This is a genomic window from Maricaulis sp. (assembly GCF_039978735.1).
In the GTDB taxonomy this organism is placed as follows: Bacteria; Pseudomonadota; Alphaproteobacteria; order Caulobacterales; family Maricaulaceae; genus Maricaulis.
This window is the reverse complement of record NZ_JBDWAS010000006.1, coordinates 1-14,433: the sequence shown is the minus strand read 5'-3', so window position 1 is coordinate 14,433 and position 14,433 is coordinate 1. Positions and strand designations below refer to the sequence as shown.

Here is a 14,433-nt window from a genome sequence, read left to right as displayed (position 1 = left end):
GTCCCGGAAATCCTTCGGCGTTTCGTGAAGCATCCTGGCTAGAATCGGGATGTTTCCGTACCGCTCTTTCGAGCCTTGGGAGAACCACAGGACAGGTCGCCGCCATGGATGTTGAAACGATGAAACGCCTGAAGACCGCGCTCGCCGGGCGTGCTTCGGTCGATATCGGGCATTTCCAGTGGATCAATCTCGATCTGGTTCGCGCCGAAGCCGCCGAACAATGGGACAGTCTACGCGACAAGATCTACGGTGCCGCCGCGCACTTCATCGAGAAACGGCTCGGGCCGAACGATGTCATGGTGCGTTGCCAGGGCGGTTTCATTCTCATCTTTGCCGATTATGCCGGTGCCGATGCGGTCGCCCACACCGAAGCGATCTCGCAGGAGCTGAACTGCTTCTTCCTGGGCGACCGCATCCTGCAGCGCCTGGAAATCTCGTCGAAAAGCCAGACCGTTTCGATGGCCGAGCTGGCGGACATGGTCGCAGCCGGCGCGGCCGAGGATAGACAGGCCGCCGCCGACGCTCGCCGCAAGCCGGTCCGCAAGGAGGCAAAGACATCGAAGAGTGTCGGTCACTGGCAGGCGCTCAAGCACGACAAGTCTGCCGGGACCGCGGTGACTTCATCGACCGGTCGATGGCGCGGCGATCTGGCCGGGCTCGACGGAGACGCTCCGGATGACTCGATTCTGGCCCTGTCCGGGGCCGATCCCGCCGATTTCGATGTCGCCACCGAGCGGTGGTCGCACTCGACCGCCGATCTCTTCTCCGATCTCGACAAGACCTGGGACGATATCGTCTTCATGCCGTCCTGGGATGTGCGCTTCGGCTATATCACCGCCAACTTCTGCCTGGCCCGCCGCAAACATCACGGCCGCATGCTGTTCGGGCGTGAAACGCTGCTGGGCAATGCGGCGCCGGACCTGCACCGGCTGCTCGACCATTCCGTCGCCATCGCCGCCCAGCGCGGCTTCATGCGGCGTTATGCCGAGGGGATGAAATGCGCCATCGCCATCCCTGTCAATTACGACACGATCATCGGTCCGTCCGACCGGGTGCGCTATTTCTCCATCCTGCAATGCATGCCCCAGAAAGTGCGCAAGTATTTCTACCTGCGGGTGGACAACATTCCCGACGGGGCGCCCCAGGGGCAGATGGAGGAATTGTTCCGCGCCATGCGCTGCTTCGGCTCGAACATCCTCGCCAAGATCCCTGTCGGGACCATCCAGCTCAGCCGGTTCGAGAATTGCGGCATTACCCTGTTCTCCTCCGAGCTGCCGGCGCCGGATGCGACCGGGCACATCAAGGAAAACGTGCTCAAGCAGCTGACCGCCGAGGCGATGTCGATCGAGCGTTTCGGTGCTCGCGGCTGTCTGACCAATGTGGCGACCTTCGAACAGCTCGACGCCGGTCTGAATGCCGGCTTCCAGGTGTTCATCGGCGATGCGGTCGGCGAGGCTTCGACCCTGCCGGTGCCGTTGCAGCCCTGCCTGCTCGACGATCTGCGCGACCGGGCCAGCGACGCGGCCTGACGCGGGGCACGGCCGGCTTACCGATTGGCAAGACCTTGCAGACTAGCCTTTCGGCACGGGATCGGGTCCCCGGGGAAGCGCTGCCATGTCGCCGGAACTCAAGAACAAGCTGAAGAGCGTGCTGGCAGGGCGCAGTTCCGTCGATATGGGCCAGTTCCGCTTCCTCAATCTCGACCGGGTTCGCGAGGAGGCCGGCGAGGACTGGCCGCGCCTGCGCGACAAGATCTACGAGGTCGCGGCCCACTTCATCGAGAAGCGTATCGATGCGGCCGATGTGGTGATCCGTTGCCGCGGCGGTTTCATGATCGTGTTTGCGATCCTCGATCCGGATGCGGCCGAAGCTCGCGTCACCGGCATTGCTGCCGAGCTGGAGCGCTTCTTCCTGGGCGACAGGCGGCTGGAAATGATGGAGCTGGTCGCCGATGCGCGCAGCGTGACCACAGCCGAACTGCTGGAAATAGTCGCCCAGGCGCAGGAAGAGTCCCGGGCGGCTGCCGAGCCGGCGTCAGAGGACAAGACTGAGGCGGTGCGAGAGGCGGCGCCGCGCTGGCAGGCCGTCGAGGCGGGTTCGAAGAAGTCCAGCGGCAAAACCGTCCGGCCCGCGCCTTCGGCCGCCGGCGGGCTGCCCTGGGACAGTATCGTCTTCCGACCGGTCTGGGATGCGAGGCGCGGCGCGCTTATCCACAATGTCTGCATCGCCCGCCGGGTGGTGAACGGGTTTGCGGTCTACGGCCGCGACACGTTGATGGGGCGCGACGAGCCGGAATTGCATCACATGCTGGACATGGCCGTCGCCCGCGCCGCCCAGCGCGGTTTCCAGAAGGCCTGTGCGGCCGGCGGTCCCTGCGCCGTGGTGGTCCCGGTGCACCACGCCACGCTGGTGACGGTGTCGCGGCGTCTGGACTATATCGGCGTGCTGCAGTCGGTTCCTGAACCGATGCGCCGCTTTTTCCGGCTGCGGATCGAGGGCGTGCCGCCCGGCGCGCCGATCGGCCGCACCCAGGAAATCTTCCGCTCGCTGAAACCGCTGGCCGCCGAGCTGATGGTCAAACTGCCCTTCGGCGATATCGATCTGCAGCGCTTCGAGGGTTGCGGGGTCGGCGTGTTCGATGCGGATACGCCGTCGCGCATCAATGAGGGCGGACCCGATGATGCACAGGTGGCCGCGCTGACCGACTGGACCGCCTCGGCCCAGGCCATGAAGGCGGAAACGGCGCTGGCCGAAGTCGAAAACGCGGGTTTCCTGCAGGTCGCGATTGCTGCGGGCGTGCGGTATTTCTCCGGCGCCGCGATCGCGCTGGACGCCGAACTGCCCCGCTCGCCCATGGCCCTGCCGCTGGTCCGGATCGTCGAAAACGCCGACAGTCCGGACCGCCGTCCGGCCTAGCCCGGCGCGGCGCAGGCGAATGCGTTGCGCTTGGCCGGGCCAGTGTTATAAGGCGGGTCCTGTCTGGCCATTTCTTCGCTTTTATCCTCCCGCGAGGCCCCATCTATGAATATTCATGAACATCAGGCGAAAGCCGTCCTGAAGACCTTCGGCGCACCGGTTGCCGAGGGCGTTGCCATCTTCTCCGCCGACGAGGCCGCGGCTGCGGCCGACAAGCTGCCCGGACCGCTCTGGGTGGTGAAGTCGCAGATCCATGCCGGCGGTCGCGGCAAGGGCAAGTTCAAGGAACTTGGTCCCGACGCCAAAGGCGGTGTGCGCCTGGCCTTTTCCAAGGACGAGGTGATCGCCCACGCCAAGGAAATGCTCGGCAATACGCTGGTGACGCACCAGACGGGCCCCGAGGGCAAGCAGGTCAACCGCCTCTATATCGAGGACGGTGCCGACATCGCCCGCGAGCTGTACTGCTCGCTGCTGGTGAACCGCGAGACCGGCAAGGTCGCCTTTGTGGTGTCCACCGAGGGCGGCATGGATATCGAGCAGGTCGCGCACGACACGCCGGAAAAGATCCACACGATCGACATCGATCCGGAATACGGCGTCACCCAGGGCGATGCGGTAAAGATCGCCGAGGCGCTGGACCTGCATGACGTCGCCCGCGACGACATGATGGAGCTGGCCCCGACGCTCTACAAGGCCTTCACCGAGAAGGACATGTCGCTGCTGGAGATCAACCCGCTGATCGTGATGGAAAACCATCACCTGCGCGTGCTCGACGCCAAGGTCTCCTTCGACGGCAATGCGCTGTTCCGCCATGACGACATCATGGAACTGCGCGACACCACCGAAGAGGATGCCAAGGAAATCGAAGCCTCCAAATACGACCTCGCCTATGTGGCGCTGGACGGCAATATCGGCTGCATGGTCAACGGCGCGGGCCTGGCCATGGCGACGATGGACATCATCAAGCTCTACGGTGCCGAGCCGGCGAACTTCCTCGATGTCGGGGGCGGCGCCTCCAAGGAGAAGGTCACCGCGGCCTTCAAGATCATCACCGCCGACAAGAATGTGAAGGGCATCCTGGTCAACATCTTCGGCGGCATCATGCGCTGCGACGTGATCGCGGAAGGCGTGGTTGCGGCCGTCAAGGACGTGGGCCTGCAGGTGCCGCTGGTCGTGCGCCTGGAAGGCACGAATGTCGAAAAAGGCAAGCAGATCATTAATGAAAGCGGTCTCAACGTGATCGCCGCCGACGATCTCGACGACGCCGCCCAGAAGATTGTCGCCGCCGTGAAGGAGGCCGAATAATGTCGATCATCGTCGATAAGAACACCAAGGTCATCGTCCAGGGCCTCACCGGCAAGACGGGCACCTTCCACACCGAACAGGCGCTGCAATACTACGGCACGCAGATGGTCGCCGGCGTGCACCCGAAGAAGGGCGGTGAAAGCTGGACCTCGGGTCTCGATGCCTCCGCCGAACTGCCGATCTTCGCCACTGTGGGCGAGGCCAAGGAAGCCACCGGCGCCGACGCGTCCGTGATCTATGTGCCGCCGGCCGGTGCCGGTGCCGCGATCATCGAGGCGATCGATGCGGAAATCCCGTTCATCGTCTGCATCACCGAAGGCATTCCGGTGATGGACATGGTCAAGGTCAAGGCGAAGCTGGACAAGTCCAAGTCGATGCTGCTGGGCCCGAACTGCCCGGGCATCCTGACGCCGGAAGAGTGCAAGATCGGCATCATGCCGGGCCAGATCTTCAAGAAGGGCTCGGTGGGCGTCGTCTCGCGTTCGGGCACGCTGACCTATGAAGCCGTGTTCCAGACCTCCCAGGTCGGCCTTGGCCAGACCACGGCGGTCGGCATTGGCGGCGACCCGGTGAAGGGTACCGAATTCATCGACGTGCTGGAGAAATTCCTCGCCGACGACGAGACCCAGTCGATCATCATGATCGGCGAGATCGGCGGTTCTGCCGAGGAAGACGCTGCGCAATTCCTGGCCGACGAAGCCAAGAAGGGCCGCAAGAAGCCGACCGTCGGCTTCATCGCCGGCCGCACGGCGCCTCCGGGCCGCACGATGGGCCATGCCGGCGCCATCGTCTCCGGCGGCAAGGGCGGCGCGGAAGACAAGATCGCGGCCATGGAAGCGGCCGGCATCAAGGTCTCCCCGTCCCCGGCCCGTCTCGGCACCACGCTGGCGGAGCTGCTGAAGGGCTAGACCCTCTCGGCAACGACACCGAAAACAAGCCGCGCTCCGGGTCTCCGGGGCGCGGTTTTTCGTATGCGCTGATGTTTTGCCTTGAGGCATGCCTCCCTCTCCCTTGGGAGGGGGATCGAGGGAGGGGGGAAAGACGCTGCGTCCGGCGATCACGCGCCGGCACCGGGGCTTTACCCCTCATCCGCCCTTCGGGCACCGTCTCCCCTGGGAGAAGGGGCTGCCGGCTCGTCCCTGCAATCTCCACTGTCACCAAGTTGTCAGCAGACCGGGGGAAAACGGTACTGTTCGTTGGACATCCGGCCTAGATGATTGCTTAACCGTCCTTGTGTAGCGACGCATACAGACACACTCCTGACTCAGGCCATCCCCCCAATGTCTGACCAAAGCCGATCCCCCGAAAACCAGTCCTTCCTGGACACGTCATTCCTGCAGGGCGCCAACGCCGTCTATCTCGAACAGATGGCCGCCGCCTATGCCAAGGATCCGAGCTCGGTGCCGCCGAGCTGGAAAGCCTTCTTCGACGCCATGGGCGATGCCCCGGCCGATGCGAGCCATGCGGCGCGCGGTCCGGCGTGGAAACGGCCCGGCTGGCCGAAGGCGGCCAATGGCGACCTGGTCTCGGCGCTGGGCGATATCGGTCCGGACGAGGCGGCGATGGTCGACCGGGTCGCCGAGCATGTTGCTGCGGCCAGCCCGGGCGCCGATCCGGCGGAAGTGCGCCGCGCGACCCAGAATTCCATCCGCGCCATCATGATGATCCGCGCCTATCGCATGCGCGGCCATCTGGCGGCCGATCTCGACCCGCTGGGGCTGACGGATTTCGGCTACCAGGCCGAGCTGGATCCGGCGACCTACGGCTTTACCGGGGCGGCGCTGGACGAGGAAGTCTTCATCGACGGCTATCTCGGCCTCGAGACCGCCACGCCGCGCCAGATGCTCGACATCCTCAAGCGCACCTATTGCGGCCCGATCGGCGTCGAGTTCATGCACATCTCCAACCCGGAAGAGAAAGCCTGGCTGCAGGCCCGTTTCGAAGGGCCGGACAAGGACATCACCTTCACGCCCGAGGGCAAGGTGGCGATCCTGTCCAAGCTGATCGAGACCGAGCGCTTCGAGCAATTCCTGCACAAGCGCTATCCGGGCACCAAGCGCTTCGGCGCCGATGGCGGCGAGGCGATGGTTCCGGCGCTGGAACAGATCATCAAGCGCGGCGGCGCGATGGGTGTCGAGGACATCATCATCGGCATGCCGCACCGCGGCCGCCTGAACATCCTGGCCGCCGTGATGGGCAAGCCCTATCACCAGATCTTCCATGAATTCCAGGGCGGCAATACCCAGGGCGAGGAAGAGTTCGGCTCCGGCGACGTGAAATACCATCTCGGCGCCTCCTCGGACCGCGAGTTCGACGGCAACAAGGTGCACCTGTCGCTCACCGCCAACCCGTCTCACCTCGAGGCGGTCGATCCGGTCGTGCTGGGCAAGGCCCGCGCCAAGCAGGAAGAGAATTGCCGCAAGGCCCCGGGCACCCCGCGCTCCACAGTGCTGCCGCTGCTGCTGCACGGCGATGCGGCGTTTGCCGGCCAGGGCATGGTGGCCGAGTGCTTCGGCCTCTCCGGCCTGCGCGGCCACCGCACGGGCGGCGCGATCCACTTCATCGTCAACAACCAGATCGGTTTCACCACCGACCCGAAGGACAGCCGGTCGAGCCCTTACCCGTCCGACGTGGCCCTGATGGTCCAGGCGCCGATCTTCCACGTGAATGGCGACGATCCCGAAGCCGTCACCCACGCCACCAAGATCGCCACGGAATACCGCCAGCTGTTCGGCAAGGACGTGGTGATCGACATGATCTGCTACCGCCGCTACGGCCATAATGAGGGCGACGATCCGACCTTCACCCAGCCGATCATGTACCGCATCATCAAGGACATGCCGCCGGTGCGGAAGAAGTACCAGGACCGGCTGATGGAAGAGGGCGTTCTCACCGCGGCAGAGGCCGAGGCGATCGAGAACGAGTTCGACACCTTCCTGGAAAACGAGTTCAACGCCGGCAAGGAATTCGAGCCGAAAAAGGCCGACTGGCTGGACGGCCGCTGGTCGGGCCTGGGCCTGCCCGAGGATGACGAGCGCCGCGGCGAGACCTCGGCCACGATCGAGCGCCTGAAGGCGGTCGGCGAGGCAATGACCCGCATCCCGAACGACATCAACATCCACCGCACGCTGAAACGGGTCATCAATGGCCGGCGCGAGGCGATCGAGCAGGGTGAGGGGATCGACTGGGCGACGGCCGAGCATCTGGCTTTCGGCACGCTGCTGACCGAGGGCTTCCCGGTGCGCCTGTCCGGCCAGGATTGCGGCCGTGGCACCTTCTCCCAGCGTCACTCGCACATCATCGACCAGGAAACGGCCGAGCGTTACACGCCGCTGAACAATCTGGCGCCCGAGCAGAAGAAGTACGAAGTCATCGATAGCATGCTGTCTGAAGAGGCGGTGCTGGGTTTCGAATACGGCTACTCGCTCTCGGCACCGAACACGCTGGTGATGTGGGAAGCCCAGTTCGGCGATTTCGTGAACGGCGCCCAGGTGATCATCGACCAGTTCATCTCGTCCGGTGAGCGCAAATGGCTGCGCATGTCCGGCCTGGTGATGCTGCTGCCGCACGGCTATGAGGGCCAGGGTCCCGAGCACTCCTCGGCGCGCCCCGAGCGCTTCCTGCAGCTGTGCGCGGAAGACAATATGCAGGTCGCCAACTGCTCGACGCCGGCCAATTATTTCCACATCCTGCGCCGACAGATCCACCGCAATTTCCGCTCGCCGCTGGTGATCATGACGCCGAAGAGCCTTCTGCGTCACAAGCGCTGCGTCTCGACGCTCGCCGCGATGGGGCCGGGTTCCTCCTTCCACCGCGTCTTGTGGGACGATGCCGACGAGAAGCGGCCGGAAGGCGAAATCCGCCAGACCTCGATCAAGCTGCAGGCCGACGAGAAGATCCGCCGCGTCGTGATGTGCACGGGCAAGGTCTATTACGACCTTCTGGAAACCCGTGAGGACCGCGGCATCGACGACATCTACCTGATGCGGGTGGAGCAGCTCTATCCCTTCCCGTACAAGGCGGCGATGGCCGAGCTGGCGCGTTTCCCGAACGCCGAAGTTGTCTGGTGCCAGGAAGAGCCGCGCAATATGGGCTACTGGACCTTCGTCGAGCCCAATATCGAATACGTCCTCGGCAAGATCGAGGGCAAGGCGGAGCGGCCGCGCTATGTCGGCCGCGCGCCGACCGCCTCGACGGCGACCGGCATCGCCGCCAAGCACAAGCAGCAACAGGAAGCTCTGGTCGACGAAGCCCTCGCCTAGGGCGCGCGATCATTCTCTTTGACAGAGGAAGAACCGACATGACCGATATCACCGTTCCGCAGCTCGGCGAGAGTGTCACCGAAGCCACGGTGGGCAGCTGGCAGGTGAAGACCGGCGATGCCGTCTCCAAGGACGATGTCCTGGTCGAGCTGGAAACCGACAAGGTCGCCGTCGAGGTCCGCGCCGAGGAAGATGGCGTTATGGGCGAAATTTCCGCTCAGGAAGGCGATACGGTCGAGATCGGCGCCAAGCTGGGCGTGCTCGATGCCGGTGGCAAGGGCGCCAGCAAGGGCGGCGACAAGGACAGCGGCAAGTCTGACGAGAAGCCGGCCAAGTCCGATGAGGGCAAGAAGGCATCGAAGTCCGTCGACAAGCCTGCCGGGGGCAGCAAGGGCGGCGATACGGTCGAGGCGACCGTGCCGCAAATGGGCGAAAGCGTCACCGAGGGCACGATCGGTTCCTGGCTGGTGAAGGTTGGCGATACGGTCGAGATCGATCAGGCGCTGGTCGAGATCGAGACCGACAAGGTGGCCGTCGAAGTGCCGTCGCCGGTGGCCGGCAAGGTTGCCGAACTCCTGGTCGGCGAGGGCGATACCGTGTCTCCGGGCGATGCGGTCGCGAAGATCGCCGAAGGTGCCGGCGGCTCGGCATCGGCCTCTTCGGACAGCCAGGACGACAGCAAGGCTGAAACCGCCTCGGGCGGCGACAAGAAGGCCATGCCGTCGGCCTCGCGCGTGATCGAGGAGAACAAGCTGGATGCCGGTTCCATCGAGGGCTCCGGCAAGGATGGCCGTATCACCAAGGGCGACGCGCTGAAGGCTGCGGAAGCCGCCAGCAAGGCCTCGACCTCGGCCCCGGCTCCGGCGCCGTCGGCTCCGGCCCCGTCTGCCGCGCCGCGCGAAACCGGTCCGCGTGAGGAGCGCGTGCGCATGACCCGCCTGCGCCAGACGATCGCGAAACGCCTCAAGGACGCCCAGAACTCGGCGGCGATCCTGACCACCTATAACGAGGCCGACATGTCGGCCATCATGGCCGCGCGCAAGGCCCACCAGGACGCCTTCGTCGCCAAGCACGACGTGAAGCTCGGCTTCATGAGCTTCTTCATCAAGGCCTGCGTCAACGCGCTGAAGGAAATCCCGGCGGTCAATGCCGAGATCGACGGCACCGACATCATCTACAAGAACTATTACGACATGGGCGTGGCGGTCGGCACCGAACGGGGCCTCGTCGTGCCGGTCGTGCGCGATGCCGACCAGATGTCGCTGGCCGAGATCGAAAAGGAAATCATCCGTCTGGGCAAGCGCGCCCGCGACGGCAAGCTCTCGATCGAGGAGATGCAGGGCGCGACCTTCACGCTCTCCAATGGCGGTGTCTACGGTTCGCTGATGTCGATGCCGATCCTCAACGCCCCGCAATCGGGCATTCTGGGCATGCACAAGATCCAGGAACGCCCGGTCGCCGAGAACGGCCAGGTCGTGATCAAGCCGATGATGTATCTGGCGCTGAGCTATGATCACCGCATCGTCGACGGCAAGGAAGCGGTGACCTTCCTCGTCCGCGTCAAGGAAAACCTGGAAGACCCGCAGCGCATGCTGTTCGACCTCTAGGTCAGCAAGGTCTTCACAGGCGAAATTTCTTTATTCCTAGAGCTCCCGCCGGATTGGGTTAAGCCTTCCGGCGGGAGTTTTCCATGCGTGCAACCACTGCGTTCTCGACCGTGTTCAAGGGGCTGGTCGTTCTTCGGGTCAGCTATGCGGTGCTGCTGTTCAGCGGCACGACGGCCTACCGGCTCAGCGGAGACGGCCCTTTCGACATCGACGAGCACGTGGCGGCGATGCTGCGAAGTTTTCCGCTGTGGTACTTCCTGGTGTGGGGCGGGTTTGTCGGTGCGTACGCGCTTGCGGCGCTCATGCTTCTCCTGCGCTCCTGGCTGGCTCTGCCCGTCTATGCGATCGGCTTCACGGTCGACTTCCTCCTCTCGCTCTACTGGTTCCAGCAGCCGGGTATGGACCGTGCCTATTCCGGCAGCGCCAATCTGGTGGAATGGGGGCTCAACGCTTTCGATCTGACCGTCATCGCCGTTCTGGTCCTGGCCGGTTCCGCCTTCACGCGCGATTCCGACTGATCCATGCATGCCTGCCTTGCGCGCGAAGCTGCCAATCGGGGCAGATCGGGCCTTACTTTTGCGCACGATCATGGGCATATAGGCTGCAAGTCCGACCGATCATTCCAGCTCTTGCGAGGCGACCATGTCCGAACCCTACGACGTCGTGATCATCGGGGGTGGCCCCGGTGGCTATAACTGCGCCATCCGTGCCGGCCAGCTGGGCCTCAAGGTGGCCATCGTGGAGAAGCGCGGCCGCCTCGGCGGCACCTGCCTGAATGTCGGCTGCATCCCCTCGAAAGCCCTGCTGCACGCGTCCGAGCTGTATGAGGCGGCGGACAAGGAATTTGCCGGCCTGGGCATCAAGACCGGCGGTCTGGAACTCGATCTGCCGCAAATGCTCAAGCAGAAGGACGAGGCTGTCGATGGCCTGACCAAGGGCATCGAATTCCTGATGAAAAAGAACAAGGTCGATTATCTCGTCGGCAAGGGCCGCATCGCCGGTGCGGGCAAGGTCGAAGTGGAGAGCGAGGATGGCAAGCAGACGCTCGACACCAAGCACATTGTGATCGCGACCGGCTCCGAGGTGACGCCGCTGCCGGGTGTCGAGATCGACGAGAAGCGGGTCGTGTCGTCCACCGGTGCGCTGTCGCTGGAGAAAGTCCCCGGCAAGCTGGTGCTGATCGGTGCCGGCGTGATCGGCCTGGAACTGGGCTCGGTCTGGCGCCGCCTGGGCGCCGAAGTGACGGTCGTCGAATATCTCGACCGCATCCTGCCCGGCATGGATGGCGAGCTGGCCAAGAACGCCCAGCGCACCTTCGCCAAGCAGGGCATGGAATTCCATCTTTCCACCAAGGTCACCGGCGTGGATGCTTCCGACGCGGACACGCTGAAAGTCACGATCGAGCCGGCCGAAGGCGGCGAGGCCAAGACGCTGGAAGCCGATACGGTTCTGGTCTGCATCGGCCGCCGTCCCTACACCGAAGGCCTGGGTCTGGAAAATGTCGGTATCGAGACCGACAAGCGCGGCGTGATCGCCAATGACCACTTCCGCACGTCGGCGGAGAATGTCTGGGTGATCGGCGACTGCACCAGCGGTCCTATGCTGGCCCACAAGGCTGAGGATGAAGGCACGGCCTGCGCGGAACGCATCGCCGGCAAGGCGGGGCATGTGAATTATGGCGTGATCCCGGGCGTGGTCTATACGGCGCCGGAAATCGCCGCGGTCGGCAAGACCGAGGAAGAGCTCAAGGCGGAAGGCCGCAAGTACAAGAAGGGCAAATTCCCCTTCCAGGCCAACTCCCGGGCGCGCACCAATCATCAGACAGAAGGTTTCGTGAAAATCCTGGCCGATGCCGAGACCGACGAAATCCTGGGGGCCCACATGATCGGGGCCAATGTCGGCGAGATGATTGCCGAGATCTGCCTCGCCATGGAATTCCAGGCGGCGTCGGAAGATATCGCCCGCACCTGCCATCCCCACCCCACCCTGACCGAGGCGGTCCGCCAGGCGGCGATGGGCGTGGAAGGCTGGACCATGCAGGCCTGACACTGTCGCAAAGGCGACGTGAAGCCCGCCTAGACTCTGCATGATTCGCCTGCGCCGCAGGCGGCGGGTGAGATACGGGCGCCGGCCGGATTTCCGGCGGACAAGCGGCCCCGTTTCGGGCACAATCAGGATGGACGTTCCGGACGGCAGCTGCGGCTGTCCGGACGCAAGGCCGGGACATGGACCAAGCGCTGATGACGACACAGATCGAAATCGCTTCGCCGCGCCTGCGGCTGGTCGCGCTGGACCGGCGCCTGGCGGCCCTGCAGCTCGATGACCGGCAGGCCTTCTTCGACGCGCTTGAGGTTGAGGCGGAGCCGTCCTGGCCGCCGGAACTGACCGACGAGACAGCCATGCGCCGGCTGCGCGAGACGCTGGATGCCCACCCCGAGCAGACCGGCTGGCGGGCCTGGGTCTTCATCTCGCCCGTCATGCACCGCTTGCTAGGCAGCGGTGGCTTCATGGGGGCGCCGGACGCCGACGGTGTGGTGGAGATCGGCTATTCCATGCTGACGTCCTGGCGCGAACAGGGCCTGGCGACCGAGGCGGTCAACACGCTCCTGCAGTGGGCCTATTCCCACGATGCGGTGAAACAGGTGGTGGCCCGCACGCCGGATGACCGCGACGCCGCCCACCGGGTGCTGGAAAAGGCCGGTTTCGTGCAAGCGGGCCATGAGGGCGATGTGATCGCCTGGACCCATGAGCGCAGCCGGCTGGCTGCCTGATCTTCCTCAGTTTTCAGGCGCTTCGCCGAGCAGCATGCGCAGCTCGTCGAGATAGGCCAGCCAGGCCTTTCGGCCTGCCTCTGTCAAAGCGGCGCGGGTCTGGGGCTTGCGGTCGACAAAGCTTTTCTCGACCGACACATAGCCCGCATCTTCCAGCTTTCTCAGATGGACCGAGAGATTGCCGTCACTGGCACCGGTCTTCTGCTTGATCTCGGCGAAAGTGGCGCTGCTGGCCGCCGAGAGCAGCGCCATGATGCCCAGGCGCAGGCGGCCATGGATCGTCTCGTCGATCCGGGAGGCGTCGAATTCGGCGCCCATCTATGCCGCCTCGCCGGCCGGTTCCCCGCGCAGCAGGATGACGCCGGGTAGGATGGCCAGGATTGCCACTGCGGCGGCGCTGAACAGGTAGAGTTCCGGCGTACCGGCCAGGCTCATACCGCCGCCGCAGGCCAGCCAGGCGATGACCGACATCGGCCGCATCCAGCGCGGTCCGCCCAGGCTGGCGGACACCCAGAAGGAGACGCCATAGCCGCCGAAGGCGACCAGCGGGATGGTGTCGAACAGGATCATGTCGCCCCGTCCCAGCACCAGCGCGACGACCGCGCCGATGGCATAGGCCGCGACCAGCCACATCACCCCGTTCCACACGGCGCTCTCGCCGCGATTGTTCACCGCGCCCGTACCGGGCTTGTTGCGCAGGCTGCGGCCGAGAAGGGCAGTGCCCGTCATGCCGATCAGCCCGTAGGCCATCCATACAAAGCCCACGAGATCCGGCTCGATCCCCGCCAGGCCGGTGATGATGAACCAGTGTGCCAGAAGCGCCGGCGCGGCGAGCCCGCCCCACCAGACGAAGAACCGCCCGGCGAGGGACGGCGCCTGCTGGCCGGCTTCGGCCACAGAGCGCAGATAGGCAAGATCGGTATCGTTCGACATGACATTCTCCAAGAACTTTGAAAAACAAAGTACAGGATTTCAGGGGATATGCAAGAGGGAGGTTGAAAGGGGCAAGCTGGCGGGGTGGGCCAACGGGGAGAGTGACGTCCCGCATCTGCCCGGCGTCTCCGCGGGCGCAGCCCCGGATTCTCTTCTTCCCCATCCTCGCTCCATTTCCCCCGGCCCCCGTGCCGGGGCCTGGTGGAGCCTGCACGTGAAACGCCGGCAGGCCCCGGAACAAGTCCGGGGAAAGCGGACGTGCGCATTTCAACCTCTTCCATTTTTCCCGGCCACCCGCTTTCGCGGGCGCAGGCTTCAGCCTGCGCAGGCAGGCTGCAGATCCGTGATCTACCTTGCTGCGTGAAGCGTGAGCCGCGTCCAGTCGGTCCCGGACAGCGCTGCGCGCTTCCGGGAAAAATCGTGTGTGTTTGCAGATGAGGAAACACGAAACCCTCCACGGGCTTGCGCTCTGGAGCGATGAGAGGGGTGCGGGATGCACGGCGGACATCGAGTGTCCGATTTGAAGCTTTGGTGGTGATGCCCGAGGCATCCCGCACGCGGAGATTTACCCGGATCCCTTGCGGGACCGTCTCGAAACCTGCAGGCACGCTCCGGTCGAGCTTTTTGCCGGTGTCCCCG

The 14,433-nt window shown here is 64.7% G+C and carries 11 protein-coding genes; 9 read left to right on the top strand and 2 right to left on the bottom strand.

All coding sequences use genetic code 11. The features are described 5' to 3' along the window. The first annotated feature begins 119 nt into the window (after positions 1–119). The 9 genes from ABJO18_RS01690 to ABJO18_RS01650 all read left to right on the top strand — a co-directional run bounded on the left by ABJO18_RS01690 (position 120) and on the right by ABJO18_RS01650 (position 12,861). The gene (locus ABJO18_RS01690) at positions 120–1,529 is read left to right on the top strand and encodes a hypothetical protein (RefSeq protein ID WP_348506900.1); all 1,410 of its coding nucleotides are present in this window, start codon (positions 120–122) and stop codon (positions 1,527–1,529) included. An 85-nt stretch (positions 1,530–1,614) separates the two neighbouring features. Continuing rightward, positions 1,615–2,916 carry a hypothetical protein gene (locus ABJO18_RS01685; protein WP_348506901.1) on the top strand — a complete coding sequence of 434 codons (1,302 nt, stop codon included), beginning with the start codon at positions 1,615–1,617 and terminating at the stop codon, positions 2,914–2,916. 105 nt (positions 2,917–3,021) lie between these two features. Next, on the top strand, positions 3,022–4,221 hold the full coding sequence (sucC, locus tag ABJO18_RS01680; protein ID WP_348506902.1) for an ADP-forming succinate--CoA ligase subunit beta: 1,200 nt from the start codon (positions 3,022–3,024) through the stop codon (positions 4,219–4,221). Continuing rightward, positions 4,221–5,129, top strand: a complete 909-nt coding sequence (gene sucD / locus ABJO18_RS01675; RefSeq protein ID WP_291882383.1) for a succinate--CoA ligase subunit alpha — start codon at positions 4,221–4,223, stop codon at positions 5,127–5,129. Before sucC ends, sucD begins: the two co-directional genes overlap by 1 nt. A 372-nt stretch (positions 5,130–5,501) precedes the next feature. Further along, the gene (locus ABJO18_RS01670; protein ID WP_348515701.1) at positions 5,502–8,483 is read left to right on the top strand and encodes a 2-oxoglutarate dehydrogenase E1 component; all 2,982 of its coding nucleotides are present in this window, start codon (positions 5,502–5,504) and stop codon (positions 8,481–8,483) included. Positions 8,484–8,521: 38 nt separating this feature from the next. Beyond that, on the top strand, positions 8,522–10,090 hold the full coding sequence (odhB, locus tag ABJO18_RS01665; protein WP_348509294.1) for a 2-oxoglutarate dehydrogenase complex dihydrolipoyllysine-residue succinyltransferase: 1,569 nt from the start codon (positions 8,522–8,524) through the stop codon (positions 10,088–10,090). Positions 10,091–10,173: 83 nt separating this feature from the next. Further along, the gene (locus ABJO18_RS01660; protein WP_348509295.1) at positions 10,174–10,608 is read left to right on the top strand and encodes a hypothetical protein; all 435 of its coding nucleotides are present in this window, start codon (positions 10,174–10,176) and stop codon (positions 10,606–10,608) included. A 124-nt stretch (positions 10,609–10,732) separates the two neighbouring features. Then, complete coding sequence (lpdA, locus tag ABJO18_RS01655; RefSeq protein ID WP_348509296.1) at positions 10,733–12,136, top strand: dihydrolipoyl dehydrogenase; 1,404 nt, start codon at positions 10,733–10,735, stop codon at positions 12,134–12,136. Between the two features lie 194 nt (positions 12,137–12,330). Further along, positions 12,331–12,861 (top strand): GNAT family protein, encoded by a 531-nt coding sequence (locus ABJO18_RS01650; protein ID WP_348509297.1) that lies wholly within the window; start codon positions 12,331–12,333, stop codon positions 12,859–12,861. A gap of 6 nt (positions 12,862–12,867) precedes the next feature. On the opposite strand, the gene ABJO18_RS01645 is transcribed toward ABJO18_RS01650, so the two are convergent. Beyond that, positions 12,868–13,179 (bottom strand): transcriptional regulator, encoded by a 312-nt coding sequence (locus tag ABJO18_RS01645; RefSeq protein WP_348509298.1) that lies wholly within the window; start codon positions 13,177–13,179, stop codon positions 12,868–12,870. Further along, positions 13,180–13,794, bottom strand: coding sequence for a hypothetical protein (locus ABJO18_RS01640; RefSeq protein WP_348509299.1), 615 nt, complete (start codon positions 13,792–13,794; stop codon positions 13,180–13,182). It lies immediately after the preceding gene. Positions 13,795–14,433: the final 639 nt, after the last annotated feature.

What these genes read in the sequence shown, in the direction of transcription:
- ABJO18_RS01650 (WP_348509297.1), top strand. Translation starts at nt 12,331, where the DNA reads ATGACGACACAGATCGAAATCGCTTCGCCGCGCCTGCGGCTGGTCGCG.
- odhB (WP_348509294.1), top strand. Translation starts at nt 8,522, where the DNA reads ATGACCGATATCACCGTTCCGCAGCTCGGCGAGAGTGTCACCGAAGCC.
- ABJO18_RS01670 (WP_348515701.1), top strand. Translation starts at nt 5,502, where the DNA reads ATGTCTGACCAAAGCCGATCCCCCGAAAACCAGTCCTTCCTGGACACG.
- sucD (WP_291882383.1), top strand. Translation starts at nt 4,221, where the DNA reads ATGTCGATCATCGTCGATAAGAACACCAAGGTCATCGTCCAGGGCCTC.
- ABJO18_RS01690 (WP_348506900.1), top strand. Translation starts at nt 120, where the DNA reads ATGAAACGCCTGAAGACCGCGCTCGCCGGGCGTGCTTCGGTCGATATC.
- lpdA (WP_348509296.1), top strand. Translation starts at nt 10,733, where the DNA reads ATGTCCGAACCCTACGACGTCGTGATCATCGGGGGTGGCCCCGGTGGC.
- ABJO18_RS01640 (WP_348509299.1), bottom strand. Translation starts at nt 13,794, where the DNA reads ATGTCGAACGATACCGATCTTGCCTATCTGCGCTCTGTGGCCGAAGCC.
- ABJO18_RS01660 (WP_348509295.1), top strand. Translation starts at nt 10,174, where the DNA reads ATGCGTGCAACCACTGCGTTCTCGACCGTGTTCAAGGGGCTGGTCGTT.
- ABJO18_RS01645 (WP_348509298.1), bottom strand. Translation starts at nt 13,179, where the DNA reads ATGGGCGCCGAATTCGACGCCTCCCGGATCGACGAGACGATCCATGGC.
- ABJO18_RS01685 (WP_348506901.1), top strand. Translation starts at nt 1,615, where the DNA reads ATGTCGCCGGAACTCAAGAACAAGCTGAAGAGCGTGCTGGCAGGGCGC.
- sucC (WP_348506902.1), top strand. Translation starts at nt 3,022, where the DNA reads ATGAATATTCATGAACATCAGGCGAAAGCCGTCCTGAAGACCTTCGGC.